Source organism: Thioalkalivibrio sp. ALE30 (assembly GCF_000377465.1).
Lineage (GTDB): Bacteria > Pseudomonadota > Gammaproteobacteria > Ectothiorhodospirales > Ectothiorhodospiraceae > Thioalkalivibrio.
In genome coordinates this window covers 453,115-472,615 of record NZ_KB898168.1, presented here as the reverse complement: position 1 = coordinate 472,615, position 19,501 = coordinate 453,115, and the positions used below count along the sequence as shown (strand labels likewise).

The 19,501-nt window shown below is 68.1% G+C and carries 19 protein-coding genes and 1 pseudogene; 17 read left to right on the top strand and 3 right to left on the bottom strand.

The genetic code is table 11. The features are described from left to right. Positions 1-28 precede the first annotated feature (28 nt). The 14 genes and pseudogenes from flhF to D107_RS0102070 all read left to right on the top strand — a co-directional run. Positions 29-1,136: pseudogene (gene flhF, locus D107_RS0102135) on the top strand (flagellar biosynthesis protein FlhF); the annotation flags it as partial. Between the two features lie 168 nt (positions 1,137-1,304). Then, positions 1,305-2,129 carry a MinD/ParA family protein gene (locus tag D107_RS0102130; RefSeq protein WP_038028158.1) on the top strand — a complete coding sequence of 275 codons (825 nt, stop codon included), beginning with the start codon at positions 1,305-1,307 and terminating at the stop codon, positions 2,127-2,129. Next, complete coding sequence (locus D107_RS0102125) at positions 2,126-2,893, top strand: RNA polymerase sigma factor FliA (RefSeq protein WP_018866262.1); 768 nt, start codon at positions 2,126-2,128, stop codon at positions 2,891-2,893. The genes D107_RS0102130 and D107_RS0102125 overlap by 4 nt, the downstream gene beginning before the upstream one ends. Before the next feature lie 41 nt (positions 2,894-2,934). Further along, a complete protein-coding gene (gene cheY, locus D107_RS0102120) occupies positions 2,935-3,315 on the top strand; it encodes a chemotaxis response regulator CheY (protein ID WP_017942246.1) in 381 nt (126 codons plus the stop codon). A 95-nt stretch (positions 3,316-3,410) separates the two neighbouring features. Continuing rightward, positions 3,411-4,187, top strand: coding sequence for a protein phosphatase CheZ (locus D107_RS0102115; protein ID WP_018866263.1), 777 nt, complete (start codon positions 3,411-3,413; stop codon positions 4,185-4,187). 45 nt (positions 4,188-4,232) lie between these two features. Next, a complete protein-coding gene (locus tag D107_RS0102110; RefSeq protein ID WP_018880655.1) occupies positions 4,233-6,350 on the top strand; it encodes a chemotaxis protein CheA in 2,118 nt (705 codons plus the stop codon). Positions 6,351-6,352: 2 nt separating this feature from the next. Beyond that, the gene (locus D107_RS0102105) at positions 6,353-7,465 is read left to right on the top strand and encodes a chemotaxis response regulator protein-glutamate methylesterase (protein ID WP_018866265.1); all 1,113 of its coding nucleotides are present in this window, start codon (positions 6,353-6,355) and stop codon (positions 7,463-7,465) included. A gap of 1 nt (position 7,466) precedes the next feature. Then, positions 7,467-8,210, top strand: a complete 744-nt coding sequence (locus D107_RS0102100; RefSeq protein WP_018866266.1) for a flagellar motor protein — start codon at positions 7,467-7,469, stop codon at positions 8,208-8,210. Positions 8,211-8,217: 7 nt separating this feature from the next. Then, positions 8,218-9,120 carry a flagellar motor protein MotD gene (motD, locus tag D107_RS0102095; protein WP_018877366.1) on the top strand — a complete coding sequence of 301 codons (903 nt, stop codon included), beginning with the start codon at positions 8,218-8,220 and terminating at the stop codon, positions 9,118-9,120. After that, positions 9,117-9,917: a ParA family protein gene (locus D107_RS0102090; protein WP_018877367.1), complete on the top strand. Its 801-nt coding sequence runs from the start codon at positions 9,117-9,119 to the stop codon at positions 9,915-9,917. The genes motD and D107_RS0102090 overlap by 4 nt, the downstream gene beginning before the upstream one ends. After that, positions 9,914-10,606, top strand: coding sequence for a chemotaxis protein CheW (locus tag D107_RS0102085; protein ID WP_018877368.1), 693 nt, complete (start codon positions 9,914-9,916; stop codon positions 10,604-10,606). The genes D107_RS0102090 and D107_RS0102085 overlap by 4 nt, the downstream gene beginning before the upstream one ends. 128 nt (positions 10,607-10,734) lie before the next feature. Beyond that, positions 10,735-11,193, top strand: coding sequence for a chemotaxis protein CheW (locus tag D107_RS0102080; protein WP_018866270.1), 459 nt, complete (start codon positions 10,735-10,737; stop codon positions 11,191-11,193). Between the two features lie 63 nt (positions 11,194-11,256). Beyond that, a complete protein-coding gene (locus D107_RS0102075) occupies positions 11,257-11,442 on the top strand; it encodes a hypothetical protein (protein WP_018866271.1) in 186 nt (61 codons plus the stop codon). Positions 11,443-11,590: 148 nt separating this feature from the next. Further along, positions 11,591-12,016 carry a DUF2802 domain-containing protein gene (locus tag D107_RS0102070; protein WP_018866272.1) on the top strand — a complete coding sequence of 142 codons (426 nt, stop codon included), beginning with the start codon at positions 11,591-11,593 and terminating at the stop codon, positions 12,014-12,016. Here D107_RS0102070 and D107_RS0102065 read toward each other — a convergent pair. Next, on the bottom strand, positions 12,011-12,370 hold the full coding sequence (locus D107_RS0102065; RefSeq protein ID WP_018880654.1) for an EscU/YscU/HrcU family type III secretion system export apparatus switch protein: 360 nt from the start codon (positions 12,368-12,370) through the stop codon (positions 12,011-12,013). The genes D107_RS0102070 and D107_RS0102065 overlap by 6 nt on opposite strands. Before the next feature lie 3 nt (positions 12,371-12,373). Further along, positions 12,374-13,438, bottom strand: a complete 1,065-nt coding sequence (locus D107_RS0102060; protein ID WP_026280717.1) for a flagellar hook-length control protein FliK — start codon at positions 13,436-13,438, stop codon at positions 12,374-12,376. A 360-nt stretch (positions 13,439-13,798) separates the two neighbouring features. Between D107_RS0102060 and D107_RS0102055 the strand changes: the two genes are divergently transcribed. Beyond that, the gene (locus D107_RS0102055; protein ID WP_026279202.1) at positions 13,799-14,290 is read left to right on the top strand and encodes a low molecular weight protein-tyrosine-phosphatase; all 492 of its coding nucleotides are present in this window, start codon (positions 13,799-13,801) and stop codon (positions 14,288-14,290) included. A 127-nt stretch (positions 14,291-14,417) separates the two neighbouring features. Here the strand turns inward: D107_RS0102055 and D107_RS0102050 are convergent, their stop codons facing one another. Then, positions 14,418-17,384: an Rne/Rng family ribonuclease gene (locus D107_RS0102050; protein ID WP_018880651.1), complete on the bottom strand. Its 2,967-nt coding sequence runs from the start codon at positions 17,382-17,384 to the stop codon at positions 14,418-14,420. 435 nt (positions 17,385-17,819) lie between these two features. Here D107_RS0102050 and D107_RS0102045 point away from each other — a divergent pair, with 435 nt between their 5' ends. Together D107_RS0102045 and D107_RS0102040 are read left to right on the top strand one after the other, a co-directional pair. Beyond that, complete coding sequence (locus tag D107_RS0102045; protein WP_018880650.1) at positions 17,820-18,803, top strand: RluA family pseudouridine synthase; 984 nt, start codon at positions 17,820-17,822, stop codon at positions 18,801-18,803. Continuing rightward, positions 18,800-19,495 carry an HAD family hydrolase gene (locus tag D107_RS0102040; protein WP_018877374.1) on the top strand — a complete coding sequence of 232 codons (696 nt, stop codon included), beginning with the start codon at positions 18,800-18,802 and terminating at the stop codon, positions 19,493-19,495. Before D107_RS0102045 ends, D107_RS0102040 begins: the two co-directional genes overlap by 4 nt. The last annotated feature ends 6 nt before the right edge of the window (positions 19,496-19,501 follow it).

Here is a 19,501-nt window from a genome sequence, read left to right as displayed (position 1 = left end):
GCCGCGCGAGCGGCGCAGGAGAAAAAGCATGAACGTCAGACGATATCGGGCCCGGGACATGCGTGATGCGATGCGCCAGGTGCGCGAGCAGCAGGGCGAGGACGCGGTCATCCTGTCCAGTCGCCGGGTCGACGGCTGGCTGGAGGTGGTCGCGGCGCTGGAGGACGGCGCCGCGTCGGAGCCGGTAGCCGCGCAGGACGCGCCCGCGACGAGCCGCGAAGCGAGCACAACCGCCCGACCGGCCCGCGAGCGCGGCGCCGGTCAGGCCGCGGCGTCGTGGCCGGCCGACCCGGAGCTGACCGCCATGCGGCAGGAGCTGCGCGACCTGCGCAGCCTGATGACGCGCCAGTATGCGGAGAGCGAAGAGGCGCGCTGGGCGGCCCGCCACCCGCTGGCGGCGGAATGCAAGGCGCGCCTGATCGACCGCGGGTTCAGCGAGGCCCTGGCGCGCAGCCTGGCCGGAAGCATTCTCGATGACAGCTCGCCGGAACAGGCCTGGGAACGCCTGCGGGCGCGGTTGTCGGGCGCGATTGCCACCCACCGGCCGGACATCCTGGACGAGGGCGGCCTGCTGGCGCTGGTCGGGCCCACCGGCGTTGGCAAGACCACCACGCTGGCCCGCATCGCGCTGCGCCAGATCCGCCGCATGGGCCCGGATTCGGTTACGCTGGTCACCCTGGACAGCCAGCGCATCGGGGCCACGCGCCAGTTGCAGGCCTTCGCCCAGATGGCGGGGATCTCGGTGCGGGTGCTGCAGAACGCGAGAGAGTTGCGCGAACTGGCGCGCCGCGTGGAGGATGGGCACCTGATCCTGGTGGATACGGCGGGACAGGCCCCGCGTGCAGTGGAGGACGAATCCCTGTTCGCGCACCTGCCGCCGGACATCCGGGCCGAGAGCTGGCTGGTGGTGTCGGCGACGACCCAGGGGAGCGCGTTGCGGCGGGTGCTGGAGGCATTTCGCAAGGCGGAGCCCTCGGCGCTGGTGCTGACCAAGCTGGACGAGGCCGAGGAGCTGGGCGAGGTCCTGTCCGTACTGCTCGATCAGCACCTGGGGCTGGGGTTCGTCAGCGATGGCCAGCGTATTGCCGAGGACTTTCACCGGGTCGATACCGGGTATCTGACCCGACTGGCCCTGGAGGATGCCGCCGATGAACCCGGGGCAGCGGCCAATGCCCGCGAGACCTGGGCGGCCGAGCGCCTGGCGGAGATGGAACCGCCGCGACGCGCGCGCGCCCAGGCACGTCCGGCACGGGCGGCGGAGCCCGCCACGCTGGAACTGATTCAACCGGTCGGGAAGGGGCGCTATGCCACGCACTAACAAGCCGTTGAAGGTCATCGCGGTTGCCTCGGGCAAGGGCGGGGTGGGCAAGACCAACGTATCGGTGAACCTGTCGGTGGGCCTGGCCCGGCTCGGGCGCGAGGTCATGCTGTTCGACGCCGATCTGGGCCTGGCCAACGTGGACCTGCTGCTGGGGATGCGTCCCGAGCGCACGCTGCACGACCTGGTGACCGGTGATGTGGACAGCCTGGAGGATGTGCTCGTCCAGGGGCCGGACGGGGTAAAGGTGGTGCCTTCGGCTTCGGGGATCGCGGCGATGGCCAACCTGACGCCGGCCGAGCATGCCGGTCTGATCCATGCCTTCAGCGCCTATCGCAAACCCCTGGATGTGCTGATCGTGGACACCGCGGCCGGCCTGCAGGAATCCGTGACGTCGTTCTGCCGCGCGGTCCAGGAGACCCTGGTGGTGGTCTGCGACGAGCCCGCCTCGATTACCGACGCTTATGCCCTGATCAAGGTCCTGCACCGCGATCATGGCCTGCGTCGCTTCCGCATGGTGACGAACATGGTCGACGGCCGCGAAGGCGCCGAGCGACTGATGCAGAAACTCAATACCGTCTGCGGCAACTACCTGCCGGAGGTGGTGCTCGACCTGGCCGGCTATATTCCGATGGATGATCACCTGCGCAAGGCGGTGCAGAAACGCGCGCCAGTGGTACAGCAGTACCCCGGGAGCCCGGCGGGGAAGGCCTTTGCCGAACTGGCACGGACCGTAGACCGCTGGCCGGTGGGCGGCGGTGACCACGGTGGCGTCGGGTTTTTCGTGGAACGGATGCTGCAGAGCGCATGATGACGACGCGTAATCGACTTTCCGGCTATCAGGCGGCCTCCGCGGCCAGCGGCGGGCACGAGGAGCTGATTGCCGATCACGTCGAGCTGGTCCACCGCATCGCCCATCACCTGATGGCGCGGCTCCCCGCCTCGGTGCAGGTGGATGACCTGATTCAGGCGGGCATGATCGGGCTGCTCGAGGCGGCGCGCCAGTTCGAGGGCGGCCAGGGCGCGACCTTTGCCACCTACGCCGGGATCCGCATCCGTGGCGCGATGATCGACGAGCTGCGCCGCAGTGACTGGACACCGCGTTCGGTGCACCGCAACAGTCGGCGTATTGCCGCGGCGATCCAGACCGTCGAGGCGCGCGAGGGGCGGGCGGCGCGTGGCAGCGAGGTCGCCGCCGAGCTGGACGTGCCGATCGACCAGTACTACGAGATGCTGCAGGATCACGCCGGAGCCCACCTGTTCGCCCTGGACGACCTCGGCGGGGGTGACGACGGGGCCGATCGCGTGATCGAAGGGCAGGAGGTGTCGCCGGCCCGCACCCTCGAGGCCGGTGAGTTCCGTCAGGAACTGGCCGAAGCCCTCGGCGACCTCCCCGAACGCGAGCGGCTGGTGCTGTCGCTCTACTACATCGAAGAGCTCAACCTGCGCGAGATCGGCGCCGTGCTGGGCGTGACCGAGTCGCGCGTCAGCCAGATCCGAAGTCAGGCCACCATTCGACTGCGCGCCCGCCTGGGTTCGTGGCTCGAAGACGGTACGGCTTTGCAGTTATTCTAAAACCCACCCTACGAATCCCGGAGTGACGTGTGGACAAGGGAATGAAGATTCTCATCGTGGACGACTTTTCCACGATGCGGCGCATTATCAAGAACCTGTTGCGTGATCTTGGCTTCAACAATACCCAGGAAGCCGACGACGGCAGCACCGCGCTGCCTATGCTGCAGAACGGGGATTTCGACTTTCTGATCACCGACTGGAACATGCCCAACATGCCGGGGATCGACTTGCTGAAGGCCGTGCGCGCCGACCCGAACCTCAAGTCCATGCCGGTGCTGATGGTGACGGCGGAGGCCAAGCGCGACCAGATCGTCGAGGCGGCCGAGGCGGGCGTGAACGGCTACGTGGTCAAGCCGTTCACCGCCGAGACGCTGAAGGAAAAGATCGACAAGATCTTCGAACGCATTGAAGCACAGGGATAATCATGGGCCTGTGACCGATATGCCCGACGCCCGTGGCACCGACCGCCGCGGGCGTCGTCCGAAACCTTCCGCGCCGTACCCGCAAGAGGCTTCTCATGACTGAACAGGAACACCCACCACGCGACGATCAGCTGGAGCTTGCGCGGCAGTTGGTCAAGACGCTGGAGGCGGGCGACGACACGGGCGCCCGGGCGCTGGTGCAGGATCTGGCGCGCCCCTATGACCGCGAACTCTTCGACGAGCTGGGCAAGCTGACCCGTGATCTTCACGAGGCCCTGCAAAGCTTCCGCGGCGATTCGCGTCTGGTCGAACTGACCCAGGCGGAGATCCCGGACGCAAAGGAACGCCTGAATTACGTGGTCACGATGACCGAACAGGCGGCCCACGACACCATGAATGCCATCGAGTCGAGCCTGCCGATCGCGGAGTCGTTCAGTCAGCAGGCGGCCGACCTGACGGCGAAGTGGACGCGCTTTCGCAACCGCCAGCTCTCGGTGGAGGAGTTCCGGGACTTTGCCCGCGAGCTCGACACGTTCTTCGCGCAGGCGGGGGAAGACACCGAGGAGCTGCGCCGGCTGCTCTCCGAGGTGCTGATGGCACAGAGCTATCAGGATATTACCGGCCAGGTGATTCGCCGCGTGATCCAGCTGGTGACCGACCTGGAAGAGAACCTGGTGTCCCTGATCCGGCTCTCCAGTGGGCGCATGGAGCAGGTCGAGGCGGCCGAGGCGTCGCTTGAACAACGCGAGGAGGATCGCGAGGCGGACCGCAAGGGTCACGGTCCCAGCGTGCCCAAGACTCAAGATTCCGCCGCGGATGTCGTTCAAGGACAGGACGAGGTGGACGATCTGCTATCGAGCCTGGGCTTCTAGGCAGTTCCCCTCATGCGAATGGCGCCACGCGACCGGAGAGACTGAATGGCCATCGACCCCAATGACGAAATCCTTCAGGACTTCCTGATCGAGGCCGGGGAACTGCTGGAGGGGCTCAACGAGCAACTCATCGACCTGGAACAGAATCCGGATGACCGGGATCTGCTGAATGCGGTCTTTCGTAGCTTCCATACCATCAAGGGCGGGGCCGGCTTCCTGAGCCTGGATCCCCTGGTGACCGTGTGCCATCACGCGGAGGACGTCTTCAACCTGCTGCGTAACGGTGAGCGGCGGGCGGACAGTCACCTGATGGACACCATGCTGCGGGTGCTGGATACCCTGAACGTGATGTTCGGGGACCTGCGCTCCGGCGTGGATCCCACGCCCGCCGAGGCCGACCTGGTGGAAAACCTCCGGCGCATGGCGAACAACGAGGACGTGGCGGCGGAGCCCGCCGCGCCGCCGCCCCCGGAACCCGAGCCGGAGCCAGAGCCCGAACCGCAAGCGGATACGGATGCGGAACCGGCGGCGGATGGCGAAGCGATGGTCGGTGCCGGTGACGAGATCACCGACGACGAATTCGAGGCCCTGCTCGACAGCCTGCACGGCGATCAGCCGCCGAAGCCCGTGGAGACGGACTCCACCGCGGGCGATGCGGCCGGAGAAGAACCGGCTGCGGAGGATGCGAGTGGCTCCGGCGACCTGATCACCGACGACGAATTCGAGAACCTGCTGGACGAGTTGCAGGCCAAGGGCGCCGGGCCGGCCGCTACCGGGGCAGTCCCCAGCCCCGCAGACGACGAACCTGCGGAAGCCCCGTCGGCGAAGCCCGAACCCGCCGAACCGGAGAAGGCCGCCGCGCCCGCCGATACCCCTGCAGGAGGCCAGGGCGGTGGCGGCGCGCGTGCCGGCGGCGGGGGTGCCGAGGGGGGCGGTCGGGCGGCCCCGCAGGGCGAGACTTCCGTGCGCGTCGACACCGAGCGCCTGGACGAGATCATGAACCTGGTGGGCGAGCTGGTACTGGTGCGCAACCGGCTGAGCATGCTGCGCTCGCAGCATGTCGATGACGAGCTGGGCAAGGCGATCAGCTCCCTGGCCCTGGTGACCTCGGATCTGCAGACCTCGGTGATGAAGACCCGCATGCAGCCGGTGAAGAAGGTCTTCAACCGCTTCCCGCGCGTGATCCGCGATCTCTCCCGCAATCTGGGCAAGGAGATCGAGCTGGAGATCTTCGGCGAGGACACCGACCTCGACAAGAACCTGGTCGAGGCCCTGTCGGATCCGCTGGTGCACCTGGTCCGGAATGCCGTGGACCACGGCATCGAGACCCCCGAGGTACGCGAGGCGGCGGGCAAGCCGCGCAAGGGGACCGTAGTGCTGGGGGCCGCTCAGGAAGGCGATCACATCGCGCTGCTGATCAAGGACGACGGCGGCGGCATGGACCCGCAGGCCCTGCGGCGCAAGGCCGTGGAGAAAGGCCTGATGGAACCGGCCATGGCCGAGCGCATGACCGATCGCGAGGCCTTCAACGTGATCTTCATGGCCGGCTTCTCGACCAAGACCGAGATCTCCGACGTCTCCGGCCGCGGGGTCGGGATGGACGTGGTCAAGACCAAGATCTCGCAGCTCAACGGCACCATCGAGATCGACTCCGAGGTGGGCGTGGGCACCACGCTGCGGGTCAAGCTGCCCCTGACGCTGGCGATCCTGCCCGCGCTGATGGTGATCCTGGATGGCCGGCGCTTCGCCATCCCGCTGGCGTCGGTATCCGAGATCCTGGATCTGGACCTGACGAAGACGCACTACGTGGATGACCAGGAGGTCATCATCGTGCGCAAGCAGGCTCTGCCGATTCATTACCTCAAGCGCTGGCTGAAGCCGGGCCACGAGCCCGAGCCGCGCAAGAACGCCCATGTAGTCGTGGTGCATACCGCCGATCGCAAGGTAGGTCTGGTGGTGGATGACCTGGTCGGTCAGGAAGAGGTGGTCATCAAGCCCCTTGGGCAGAATCTGCAGGGCGTGAAGGGCCTGGCGGGCGCCACGATTACCGGGGATGGCGGGATCGCGTTGATCCTGGATGTCTCGGATCTGGTGACCATCCTGATGCGGCAACTGCAGATGTCCGGCCGTCCCCGCCGCGCATCGCGCACGAGCGAGGGCTGAGGATGCCGATCAGGGTTCTGGTCGTCGACGACTCGGGGTTCTTTCGTCGACGCATTGCGGAGATTCTGGATTCCGACTCGGGCATCGAGGTGGTCGGCTCGGCCGAGAACGGCGAGCAGGCGATCGCGAAGGTGCGCGAGCTCGACCCCGATGTCGTGACCATGGATATCGAGATGCCGGTGATGGACGGCATCACCGCGGTACGCAAGATCATGGCCGAGAGTCCGCGGCCGATCCTGATGTTCTCCAGCCTGACTACCGAAGGCGCCCAGGCCACCCTGGATGCGCTGGAGGCCGGGGCGGTGGACTTCCTCCCCAAGCGGTTCAGCGACATGGCGGGCGACGAGGACAGCGCCCGCATGCTGCTGCGCCGCCGGGTGCGTTCGCTGTCGCGCAGCCGCGCGCGCTCGGCCAGCGCGCCGGGCACCAGCACACCGGCCCGCGAGTCGCGGCCGACCGCGCGGCGGGAAGAGGCCGACCGTCAGGCCGCAGACGCTGCCAAGCAACAGCCGCCGGTCGCGCGCACCCGGCCGCCAACACCCCTGCGGCAACTGCGGGCGGTCCTGATCGGGACTTCCACGGGGGGGCCGGTCGCCCTGCAGGAGGTGCTGAAACCGCTACCAGCCAGTTTCCCGTTGCCGATTGTGCTGGTCCAGCACATGCCGGCCAGCTTCACGCCGGCCTTTGCCGACCGGCTGAACGCGATGTGCAACATCGAGGTGCGCCAGGCGAAGGACGGCGATGCCCTGAAGCCGGGCGTGGCCCTGCTGGCCCCCGGGGGCATGCAGCTGACTCTGGAACGGGGCAGCCAGACCCATGTGCGCATCGCGGAGAGCCCGCTGGGCACAATCTACAAGCCAAGCGTGGACGCCGCATTCAGCTCCGCCGTGGATGCGCTGCGCGGACAGGTCCTCGCGGTCGTGCTGACCGGGATGGGCGCGGACGGGCGCGAGGGTGCGCGGGCGCTGAAAGGGGCCGGGGCGCAGGTCTGGTCGCAGGACGCGGCGACGTGCGTGGTCTACGGGATGCCGGCGGCGGTGGCAGAGGCCGGTTTGTCCGATCACGTCTATCCGCTGCCCGAGATCGGTCCCGCGCTGGTCAAGGGGTTCTGCTGACATGGATATCCTGAGCCTCATCGGGGTGACGCTGGGGCTGGTGGCCGTGCTCGGAGGCAGCATTGCCAAGGGCAGCGGCCTGGGCGCACTGTGGAATGCTGCGGCGTTCGTGATCGTGGTGCTGGGGACGCTGGGGGCGACCCTGGTGCAGGCGCGCCTGACGGTGTTCATGCACGGGATGCGGATCCTGCCGTGGGCCTTCAAGCCGCCGAAGATCGACAACCGGGCCATGGTCGAGCAGATCGTGGAATGGTCGCATGTGGCGCGCAAGGAAGGCCTGCTCGGGCTGGAGACCCTCGCCGACGAGGAGAGCGACGGCTTCGCTCGCAAGGGGCTGCAACTGCTGGTCGACGGCAGCGAGCCGCAGACCATCCGCCAGATCCTCGAGGCCGACCTCGACAACCGCGAGCACTTCGACATGCAGGGTGCGAAGGTGTTCGAGAGCATGGGCATCTATGCGCCGACCCTGGGTATCGTGGGGGCGGTCATGGGCCTGATGGCGGTGATGCAGAACCTGGCGGATCCAAGCAAGCTGGGGGCGGGGATCGCGGCGGCCTTCGTGGCGACCATCTACGGGATCGCCTCGGCCAACCTGCTGTTCCTTCCGCTGGCCAACAAGTTAAAGTCGATTATTCAGAACCGCTCGCAACACCAGCAAATGCTGATGGAAGGTCTGATCGCGATCGCCGAGGGCGAGAACCCGCGAAATATCGAAAGCAAGCTGAGTGGCTTCATCCACGAGTGAGGTCACCATGGCGCGACGCAAGCGGGCGGAGGAACATCAGAATCACGAAGCATGGGCCATTCCTTACGGGGACCTGGTCACTCTGTTACTTGCGTTCTTCGTCGTGATGTACGCGATCTCGTCGGTGGATGATGGCAAGTATCGCGTGCTGTCGGAGTCCCTGGTGGATGCCTTCCGGGCGCCGATGCAGGCGGAGCCCATACAGGTGGGGGATCCCACCGTGGCACGCGAGCGCTCCCCGCAGGATCTGCGCGCACTGGTGCCGATCGAGGTCCAGCCGGGGCTGGTGGAGGACGGTCCGCAGCCCATCGACATGGCCTTGAGCGGGATGCTGGACGACAGCCCCGACGACGCCGGCATGCAGGCCTTTCTCGACGAACTGGCGGAGACCGCCCGCGAGATCGAGCAGGCCATGGCGCAGTGGATCGACCAGGGCGACCTGCGCGTGACCCGGGAGGCCTACTGGCTGGAGATCGAGATCACCAGCCGCCTGCTGTTCCCTTCCGGGTCGGCGACGCTGAACCCGGAGGCCGATGCGTTGTTGCAGGAAGTGGGGGGTATCCTGGCCCCGCGGGTGTCGCGCGTCCACGTGGAGGGGCACACCGACAACGTCCCCATCCAGACGGCGGTCTATCCTTCCAACTGGGAGCTCTCGTCCGGACGCGCCGCGGCCGTCGTCAGCGTGTTCGAGGAGACGGGTGTGGACCCCGAGAATCTGGTGGCCCTGGGGTATGGCGAACACCGACCGGTGGCCAGCAACGAAACGGCGGAGGGCCGTGCCGAGAATCGGCGCGTGTCCATCGTGGTCTTGCCCGGGGCGCGGCCACGCGCCGAGGGGGCGCAGGAACCGGAGCGCCTGCGCGAGGATCTTCCGCCCGCGCCGCTCCCGACGGATGGAGACACACCATGAAGGTCTGGGCGGTGGCAAACCAGAAGGGCGGGGTGGGCAAGACTACGACCACCGTAACGCTGGGCGGCCTGCTCTCCGGTCCGGAGCAGCGTGTGCTGCTGGTGGATGTGGATCCGCATGGTTCGCTGACGGCCTATTTCGGCCACGATCCGGAAACCGCCACGCGCGGGGTGTACGAGCTGTTCAGCCAGTGCGCCGAAGGGACCGACCCGGATCCTAACGGGTTGATCCGCGAGACCCGCTTCCCGGGGCTGGATTTGCTGACCGCGAGCACCGCCCTGGCCACCCTGGACCGCCAGCTGGGGACGCGCAGCGGCATGGGCCTGGTGCTGAGGCATGCGCTGGAGAAGGTCTCCGACCAGTATGACTACGTGCTGCTGGATTGCCCGCCGATGCTGGGTGTGCTGATGGTGAATGCGCTGGCGGCCTGCGACGAGCTGCTGGTGCCCGTACAGACGGAATTCCTCGCCCTTAAGGGGCTTGAACGGATGATCAATACCCTGAAAATGGTACAGAAGTCGCGCAAGGCCGAGCTGCAGTACCGGATCATCCCCACGCTTTTCGATCGCCGGACACGCGCCGCGCACGAGGCCCTGGCCGAGCTGCGCCGGCTGTACGGGGACGACGTGTGGCCCGGGGTGATCCCGGTGGACACGAAGTTTCGCGATGCCTCCAGCGCGGGTCAGCCGCTTTGCTTCATGATCCCCGATGCGCGCGGCGTGCTCGCATACTCGGACCTGCTGGAGGCGATCGGCGGGCAGCTGTCCGAACCCCATGAACGGAGGCGGCGCGGATGAAGCGATCCACAGTCGACAACCTGGCTCTGAAGGCGGAACCAGAGGCGCTGGACGACTATTTCGGCAGCCTGCTCGACGAACCGGAACCGGTGCGGACGCTGTTGCGCCCGGACCTGCTGGAGCCGCCCGCACCGGTGGCGGAAGCCGTTCCGGAGGTCGACACTTCGACGTCGGTTGGGGAGCTGGAGGTAGCGCCTGCCGCGACACCGCCCGCACCGCCCGACGATCCGGCGGAGCGGGACTACCCGCGCCCCGAGGAGTCGTTCTCCGCCCTGGTGATCGAGGCCGGCAACCTGACGCTACTGGCGCCGCTCCACGCGCTGGGCGGTGTGGCCCCGCTGGACAGCCTGGAGGTGCGACCGACCCCGAATCACTCCGTCTGGTACCTTGGGCTGGCCGATACCAAACAGGGCCGGGTGCAGCTGATCGACCTGGCCGCGGTGGTGACGCCGGAGGACCGCGAATACGAGCCGGATACCGCCCGCCAGGTCGTGTTCCTGGCCGGCTCCCGCTTCGCCCTGGCCTGCCGGGCGATCCACGGGACCCGCGTGATCCAGCCGGACTCGCTGCGCTGGCGCAGCCACCGGCGGCGCCTGCCGTGGCTGGCCGGGGTGGAGCGCGAGAAGATGGCGACGCTGCTGGATCTCGAGGCCCTGGACCGGACCCTCGACGAGGGCGGCTGGGACTGATGCACCCCGCGCGGCACTCAAGCCTCGCGGCGAGCGGCCGATAACCCGGTCAGGAAGACACCACAGGGCGAAACCCGCCTGCACGGAACATCGAGGACGACATGAGCAGCGCACAAGACGTAGAAGCCATGGCCAAGGCCGACACCGCTCCGTATGTGACCTTCAGCCTCGCGGAGGAAACCTACGCGATCGATGTCCTGCAGGTTCAGGAGGTCCTCAAGGTCACCGAGATTGCGCCGGTTCCCGGCGTTCCGGATTACATCCTCGGGATCATCAACCTGCGCGGCAATGTCGTGACCGTGATCGACGCGCGGCGGCGCATGGGGCTGGACGATCGCGAATCCGACGAGGCCTCGCGGATCGTGATCATCGACGTGGACAACCAGAACGTCGGGATCCTGGTGGACTCGGTATCCGAGGTCGTGCGGATCGCCCCGGATGCGGTCGAGCCGGCGCCGGAGGTCGGCAACGATGACAGCAGCCGTTTCATCCAGGGGGTCACCAGCACCGAGGAGGGGCTGACCATCCTGGTGGACCTGAACAAGCTGCTGTCCGACGAGGAGTGGGCGCAACTGCGCGAACTGTAGCGCGGGCGTCGGGTCCAACTCCCTGAACAAGCGGGCCATTGGGCGCAAGCCGGGAGGTGAGCCATGGTCGACGAGTTTCAGCCGGATCGCACGGTCCGGCCCGTGCATACCACCGTTCCCGGTCGCCGTCTGAGCGACGATCACGACCGCGACCCGGTCTTTCGGCCCGCGGTGCGTCCGACCCAGCAGCGCCCGCCACGCAAGGAGGAACGCGGCAAGCGGCGGGGTCTGATCGACGATTACGCCTGAGACGTCCGTCCGCGCGCGCCGCTGCGAGAAATCCGCAAACCCGGGCTGATCGCGCTCCGGCAATCGCGCTGCGCTGGCCAGGCGCCCACGATTCACGCGACAATCACCGGGCCCGGTATTCAGGAGAGTGCGCGCAATGGGAGAGGGAATGGTGATCTGGCTGGTCGCGCTGATCGCGCTGCTGGCGACCATCGTGGCCGCATTTTCCGTGGGGCTGGTGATCCTGCTGCGGCGCCAGCTCGCCGCCCTGCGCCAGGACTATCAGCGCCAAGCCACCTCGGTGATGGCGTTGCAGGGGGCCATGAAGGCCCTGTCTGAGGGTGTGGCCACCCATGGCCAGGCCCAGGCCTCCGTGCAGCGGGCCCTGGAACGCCTGCATGACCAGCACAGCGAGTTGCGGGCCCGCGAAGGGGACAGCGGTGCCTACGAGCAGGCCATTCGTCTGATCCAGCAGGGCTTGGGGCGCGAAGAGGTGCGCCGGCGCTGCGGGCTCACATCCACCGAGCTCGACCTGCTCTTCAGCCTGCACGGGACCGGCACGGCGGCGCCAACGGGTTCTAGCGGGCGTTCATGATTCCGGCTCGGGCCCGCCGCCCGAGCGTCCCCGGTTGCGCGATGCATCCCGATAGTCATCGGGGGTAATGCCCGCCAGGAGAAAGACGAAGGCGAGAATCTCCGCCACCGCCACGTACAGTTCCTCCGGGATCTCGCTCCCGACGGGGATCTGCGCCAGCGCCTCGCTCAGCGCCGGGTCCTGATGCAGCGGGATGCCGTGCTCCTCGGCGATCCGCAGGATGGCCTCGGCGGTGGCTCCCGATCCACTGGCCGTGATCTTCGGCGCCCGGCGCCGATCCCATTCCAGCGCAACCGCCCGCTCGGGCGCCCCGTCGCGCCCGGCCTTTCGCTCTCCGGTGTCCCCGCGTGCCACCGTTCAGGCCTGCTCGTCGAGCATACGGTGGGTGCCCGGCGGCCGCGGCTCGGGGTCCACCTCGCCCTGGCGGACCGACAGCCCGGTGACCGTCAATTCGCGCTCGTCCAGACGTTCGCGCAGCCGGGGCAGTTCCTGCCGCAGGCGCGCGACCGTCTCGGGCTCGCTTGCGGTGAAGTGCACGTTGACGCCTGCTGTGCGGGCGCCCGCTGCCACGCGCATCGGTCCCAGGTCCCCGATATCCAGGGTCAGCACGATCGACCAGGGAGGATCCGGCTCCTCGTCAGTGGGCGACTCGCGCTGGATCTCGCCGAAGACGCCGTGGACGGCCTGCTCGCTGCGTAGCGGCAGCTCGAAGAACCAGCGGCTGTTCCCGGGTTCGTCGCTGGCGAAGGATTGCAGCGACTGGAGCTGCAGGGAGGTGACGCGCTTCAGCAAGCCTTCCAGCAGCCCCGTCAGCGCTGGCAGGGCGGGTGCGTTCGCTGGCGTCGCGGGGGCCGGCGGGGCCGCCGCGGGGCGGGATTCACTTCCCTGGCGGAGCTGATCGGCCGCGCGCAGCAACTGGGCCTTGAGATCGACGGCCAGGGGATGGGCCGGGCCCTGGCCCCGGGCCGCGAGCCCCAGCATGGCCTCCATCCAGAGCCCGGATTGCTGAACCTGCTGGCGCAGGCTTTCCGGCTGTGACAGTTGTGCCGGCGACGGGAGGAGGTCGACAAGACGCTGGAGCGCTGGCGGTAGAGGGGCCGCCGCTCCGGTGGCCTGCGTTGGCGCTTCGCCGCGTGGAGCTCCACCGGCGGGTGGTAGTAGCGCCTGCAGGGTAGGGCCCAACGGACGCGCCCCGGGGAGGTGCTGGCGGAGTTCCTGTCCCAGCCACTGCTGAGCGGGACTGGCCGACGGACCAAGCCCGGCGGGTCGCGGGCCGGCGCGGTCCAGCGTCAGGGGTAGCAGACGCACCTCCAGGCGCGGCTCGGTCCGGGTGATCTCGGCGAGCATCACCGGCGGGCCCGAGCCACCCGCGGGTCGATTCACCAGTGCATCGGGCAGGGCGCCGGCCAGTTGTGCCGTCACCAGCGCAGGGCTCGCCGTAGGTCGCGCTGCCGCTCCGGCTGTCCCCGCGGTGTTCGCACCGGCGGTATTCGCACTGGGTCCCAGACGCAGGCGCACGCTGCGATCCGGGAGGACATCCAGCACCCGAACCTCGATACGGGCCCCAACCTGGAGGCTTGTGGCTTCACGACTCCCGGCACCCCCAGTCAGGGTGCCGGGGGATGTCCAGCCGGGGATTCGCGGGCCGCCAAAGTCGACCATGACCACTTCCTGAGTTTAAAGGCTCAGCATCGCACACCGCGGGGCCGGGCATGAAACGAATCCGCCGGCGCATTCCGGTTTGGTATCCTGCGTGTTTTGATGATCGAGATGACGATGGAGATGGCGAAGATACGTGTACTAATGGTGTGCCTGGGCAACATCTGCCGTTCGCCCATGGCGCACGGGGTGTTCGCGGCGCGCATCCGCGAACACGGGCTGGAACACGCGATCGAGGTGGACTCGGCCGGGACCGCGGGCTATCACGTGGGTGCCAAGCCCGATCGCCGCGCAAGCCAGGAGGCGCGTTCGCGCGGCTACGACCTGGATGATCTGCGCGCACGCCAGCTGGAGCCGGAGGACTTCCTCGAGTTCGACTACATCCTGACCATGGACGACGCGAACTACCGCAACGCCGAGGCGATTCGTCCGCCCGAGGCGCGGGCCGAGTTGCTGCGGTTTCTGGACTTTGCCCCGCAGTTCGATGAACACGAAGTCCCGGATCCGTACTACGGCGGAGACGAGGGCTTCGTGCACGTCATGGATCTGGTGGAGGCGGCCGCCGACGGGCTTCTGGCCCACATCCGCGAGCGTCACACGCTGAAGGCCTCCTGAGCCGACCCCGGGACCGTAACGCCTGATCGCGATGATAGGAACGGGTCCGGGGATAGCGGAGCCGGACCCACAAAGAAAGGGCCCGCCGAAAGGCGGGCCCTTTTCGATTGGAACCGGCTGGTTCCGTTCAGTCGTTGCCCTTGCGCTCCGTGTCGCCGGCCGTGGTGTCGGCCGGTTCCGGGGCAGGCTTGGGCGTCGAGACGCGTTCGGCCTTTGCATCGTCGGGCTTCGACGGGGCAGGGGCAGAGGATGCGGCGGCTTCGTCGCCGGACCGTTCCGGGGTCGGTTTCGAGCGCGCGCTCTTCGCCGTGGCCGGTGCCTCGGTCGATTCCTTCGGCGTAGCTTCGCCCGGGTCCGGGGTCGCTTCGCCGGCTCCCGTCTTCGCGGCACCACGCGGCCGACGCTTGGCCGGGGCCGGGCTGTCGGCCTCCGGTTTCGGTGCCGCCTCGGCACTGGGGGCGGGCGCGTTTTCCGACTTTTCCGGTTTCGCTGCGCCCTGGCTTTCGCTGGAGGCCGGGCTCACATCCCCGGTCGGGTCGGCATCGGCGCCAGGCTTGCGGCCGCGTCCACCGCGGGTACGACCCTTGGCTGACGGCGCATCCGCCACACTTTCATCGCTGTCCCCTTTCGCCGGTGTTCGCTCCGGTGCAGCGTCCGGCGAGGCGGGGGTCGATTCGGTTTGCGGCTGCCGACCGCCCCCTGACGGGGCGTCCTGGGGCTTCCCGGAGGCCGGGGCGGAATCGGCCGGAGTCGGCGCTTCCCGGCCGGATTCGGTGGCGTTTGCATCCCCCGACGCGCTCTGGGTGCCATCGCCCCCGGTGTCGCCGGCATTGTCACCGGAGCGGCTACGGCCACCGCGACGACGGCCTCCACGGCGGGAGCGGCGGGACCGCGTACGCCCCTTGCTGCCGTCGTCCTCGTCGGATTTCTCGGGACCCTTGCCCGCGGGGGCACCGCCGGTGTCGCCGGTCGCGGGTTGATCCTGATCTCGCGCAGGCGGCTTCTCCGCCGGCTTGCCGTTGCCCTTCTTGTCACCGGCGGTCTTGTCAGCAGTCTGGCCCTCGGGGCCCCGGCTCTCGGCCGCGGGTTTGGTCGCATCGCGGCCCGGACCCTTGTCGGCCTCGCTGTCCTTCTTGCCGCCGCGCCGCGAGCGACCCTTGCCGCCATCACCCTTGTCGGACCTGGCGTTATCGGACTTGGCGCCATCGGCCTTGTCGGGGCCGCCCTTGCGCCCATTGCTGCTGTCGCCGCGCTTGTCGCCGGACTTGCGGCTGCCGCTGTCGGCCTTTTTCCGGGAGCCGCCGCGCGCGCCGCCACCCTTGCCGCCACGGTCGCGGCCGCCTTCCTTGCGACGACCTTCCGATTGTTCCTGTTCCTGGTCGGATGCGGGCGCGGCATTGGGGAACAGCGAGGACCAGATACGGGCAAAGAATCCCGGCTGTGTGACCGGCTCCGACGGTTCGGGGGCCATGGGTGCGGCTTCGCTGACGGGGGCGGGCCCGGTCATCTTGACACCCTGGACCAGCGGCTTCTCGACCTTGCTGCGGCGTTCCTGATGCGGATCGCTGTCGTCCTCGACGATCTCCACGAGTTCGTGCGAGCCGCGATCGCTGATGGTCTCCTCGCGTTCGTCACCGCGCACGCGACGGACCTCGAAACGCGGGGTGAGGTACTGCGGGTTGGGGATGATGCTGATGTCGACCTGGTGGCGACCCTCGATGTCGGTGATCGACTCGCGTTTCTCGTTCAGCAGGAAGGTGCCCACGTCGACCGGAACCTGGGCCATGACGAGCCCGGTCCGGTCCTTCATGGCCTCTTCCTCGATCAGCCGCAGGATCGACAGCGCCAGGGATTCCACGCTGCGGATCTGGCCGTGGCCCTCGCAGCGCGGGCAGGTGTTCTGGCTGGATTCCCCAAGGGAGGAGCGCAGGCGCTGGCGCGACATCTCGAGCAGCCCGAAGCGGCTGATGCGTCCCACCTGGACCCGGGCGCGATCCATCTCCAGCGCCTCGCGCAGGCGGTTCTCGACCTCGCGCTGGTGCTTGTTCGCGTTCATGTCGATGAAATCGATCACGATCAGGCCGCCCAGGTCGCGGATGCGCAGCTGGCGCGCGACCTCTTCGGCCGCCTCCAGATTGGTGTGGAAGGCAGTCTCCTCGATGTCGCCGCCCTTGGTGGAACGGGCCGAGTTGACGTCGATGGAGATCAGGGCCTCGGTGTGATCGATCACCAGGGCACCGCCAGAGGGCAGGGTGACCTCGCGGTCGAACGCACTCTCGATCTGGCTCTCGATCTGGTAGCGGTTGAACAGCGGGACCGGGTCGTCGTAGCGCTTGAGCTTGCGCAGGCTGTTCGGCATCACCAGGCGGACGAAGTCTTCCGCCTGCTGGTAGACGCCGTTGTCATCGATGATGACCTCGCCGACGTCGTTGCGCATATGGTCGCGCAGGGCGCGGATGATGACGTTGCTTTCCTGGTGGATCAGTGCCGGGGCCTTGGCCTTGTCCGCGGCTTCGGTCACGGCGGCCCACAGGGCGGTCATGTAGTCGAGGTCCCATTGCAGCTCCTCGGTGCTGCGGCCAACGCCGGCGGTGCGTGCGATTACGCCCATGCCTTCCGGCATGTTGAGGCCGGAGAGGGCATCACGCAGGGAGGCGCGATCCTCGCCTTCGATGCGGCGCGAGACGCCCCCCGCCTTCGGGTTGTTGGGCATCAGGACCAGGTAGCGGCCCGCGAGGCTGATGTAGGTCGTCAAGGCAGCGCCCTTGTTGCCGCGCTCTTCCTTCTCGACCTGGACCAGCAGTTCCGTGCCTTCCTTCAGGAATTCGCGGATCGGCTTGTCACTGTCGGCGGGGGCGCCAACGGCGGTATGGGCAATCTCCTTGAACGGGAGGAAGCCGTGGCGATCAGCACCAAAGTTGACGAACGCGGCCTCCAGGCTCGGTTCGACTCGGGTGATCTTGGCCTTGTAGATATTGGCCTTCTTGCGCTCTCGCGAGGGCAGTTCGATATCCAGGTCGTACAGCCGCTGGCCGTCGACCATGGCGACACGCAGCTCTTCCGGCTGCGTGGCATTGATCAGGATGCGTTTCATGCAATGGACTCGGTAGGGCGTCCTGGCGTCCGGCGGGGAACCGCGGGACCCCGGGTGCGGCGATCGAGCGGCGGCACGGCAACGCTTGCGCACGCGTGCTCGCAGCGGCGGCGCGTAGCGAAAGCCAGCGCGCCAGCCAGGTGTTCACCAGCAACCACGGGATCAGTCGCCTGCGGGAGGCGGAGCCGGGGAGACAGGACTGGGTTAGAAGAAATAGCGTCACAGTGTCGCTTTGCGGCGATGGCCCTTCGACCGGGAGCTGTCGAAAGCTCATGGGTCGAAGTGGCGGGTGATTCGAGGCGCGCTGCCGGCAACTCGCAGCAACGTACCGTGCGCCAATGTAGGGCATAACCCCCCGTATGGGCAAGTTTTTTCGGCCGCGGGAACGCCGCGTGCAGTAGCCCGGGGAGCGCCGCTCCGGTAGCATCCCGCGCCATGAATGCAAGGCGTGAACCCTCCGGCCCGCGCAGCTTCCGGGTCACCGAGCGTGGTGACGGGCAGCGGCTCGACAACTTTCTGCTCCGCGAACTCAAGGGCGTGCCCAAGGGGCTGATCTATCGCCTGGTACGCCAGGGCGCTGTGCGCGTCGACGGACGCCGGGCCAAGGCCCACAAACGCCTGGCGGCGGGCAACGAGGTTCGCGTGCCCGATCTCGATCGGCCGGAAGCGGCCGCCTCGGAGATCCCGCCGAAGGTGCTGGATCGACTGCGGCGGGCCATCATCCACGAGGATGATGACCTGCTGGTACTGGACAAGCCCTCGGGCCTCGCCGTGCACGGCGGCAGCGGCCTGGCCTTCGGTATTATCGAGGCGATGCGCCAGTTACGGCCGGATACGGAGCTCGAGCTGGGCCACCGGCTCGACCGCGAGACCAGCGGGTGCCTGTTGCTGGCCAAGAACCGCCCCGCGCTGCAGGACTTCCACGCCGCACTCCGCGAGGGTCGGGTGGAGAAACGCTACCTGGCGTTGCTGGTGGGCCGGTTCCCGGGTGGTCAGCCCATCGAGTGTGATGCCCCGATCGCCAGCGGCCGGCAGGATGATGGTCGGCGCCGGATGCGCGCCGGCGGGGAGGCGGGGGATGACGGGCCGCGGGCACGCGCCGCCCAGAGTGTCTTTCAGCCGCTGGAGACGCATGGCGCGTACCAGCTGGCGGAGGTGCGGATCGGCACGGGGCGCACGCACCAGATTCGCGTGCACGGCCAGGCGATTGGCCACCCTGTGGCGGGCGACCACGACTACGGCCTGCCGGATGCCAACCGGAACCTGCGCAAGCTGGGCCTGAAACGGCTGTTCCTGCATGCCCAGGCGCTGGCCTATCAGTCGGCGGACGGCGAGCGAAATGTCTTTTCCTCACCGCTACCGGAAGAGCTGGGCGAGGTGCTGGCGCACCTGGATGCCGGCACCGGGGACGACGCATGAGCATCCCGCTCCTGCCGCCCGGCGACGCGGACCTGCGCCTGATCGTATTCGACTGGGACGGGACCCTGATGGACTCGCCGCGCCGCATCGTCCACTGCCTGCAACGGGCAGCGGTCGCGACCGGCGCCCCGGAGCGCGACGAGGCCAGCCTGCGCAATATCATCGGGCTCGGGGTGCAGGCGGCGGTGCAGGAGCTGTACCCGGGCGCGGACGAGGCATTCGTTCACCAGTTCACCGCCGCCTACCGCGCCTGTTACCTGGAGGCCGAAGATGCCCCGGAGACCCCGCTGTTCGCCGGCGTGCCCGAGCTCCTGAACTGGCTGGATGCGCGCGAGGTACTGCTGGGTGTGGCCACCAGCAAGTCACGCCGCGGCCTGGACCAGGCGCTGGAGGCAACCGGTCTGGCGGGCTACTTTGTGGCGACCGCCACCGGCGACGAACACCCGTCCAAGCCGAACCCGGCCATGCTCCGCTGCGTGATGGAGCGGGCGGGTGTGGAACCGGGGCGCACGCGCATGGTCGGTGATAGCGTTTATGATCTGGAAATGGCTCGCCATGCCGGTGTGCCCGCGGTGGGGATAACCCACGGCGTACATCCGCCACAGAGACTGCAGGGCGCCGAGCCGCTGGCCCTGCTGCCGAACCTGGCAGCGCTGCTGGAGGCCTTCCGGCAGGCCGAGCGTACAACCTGAACAAGG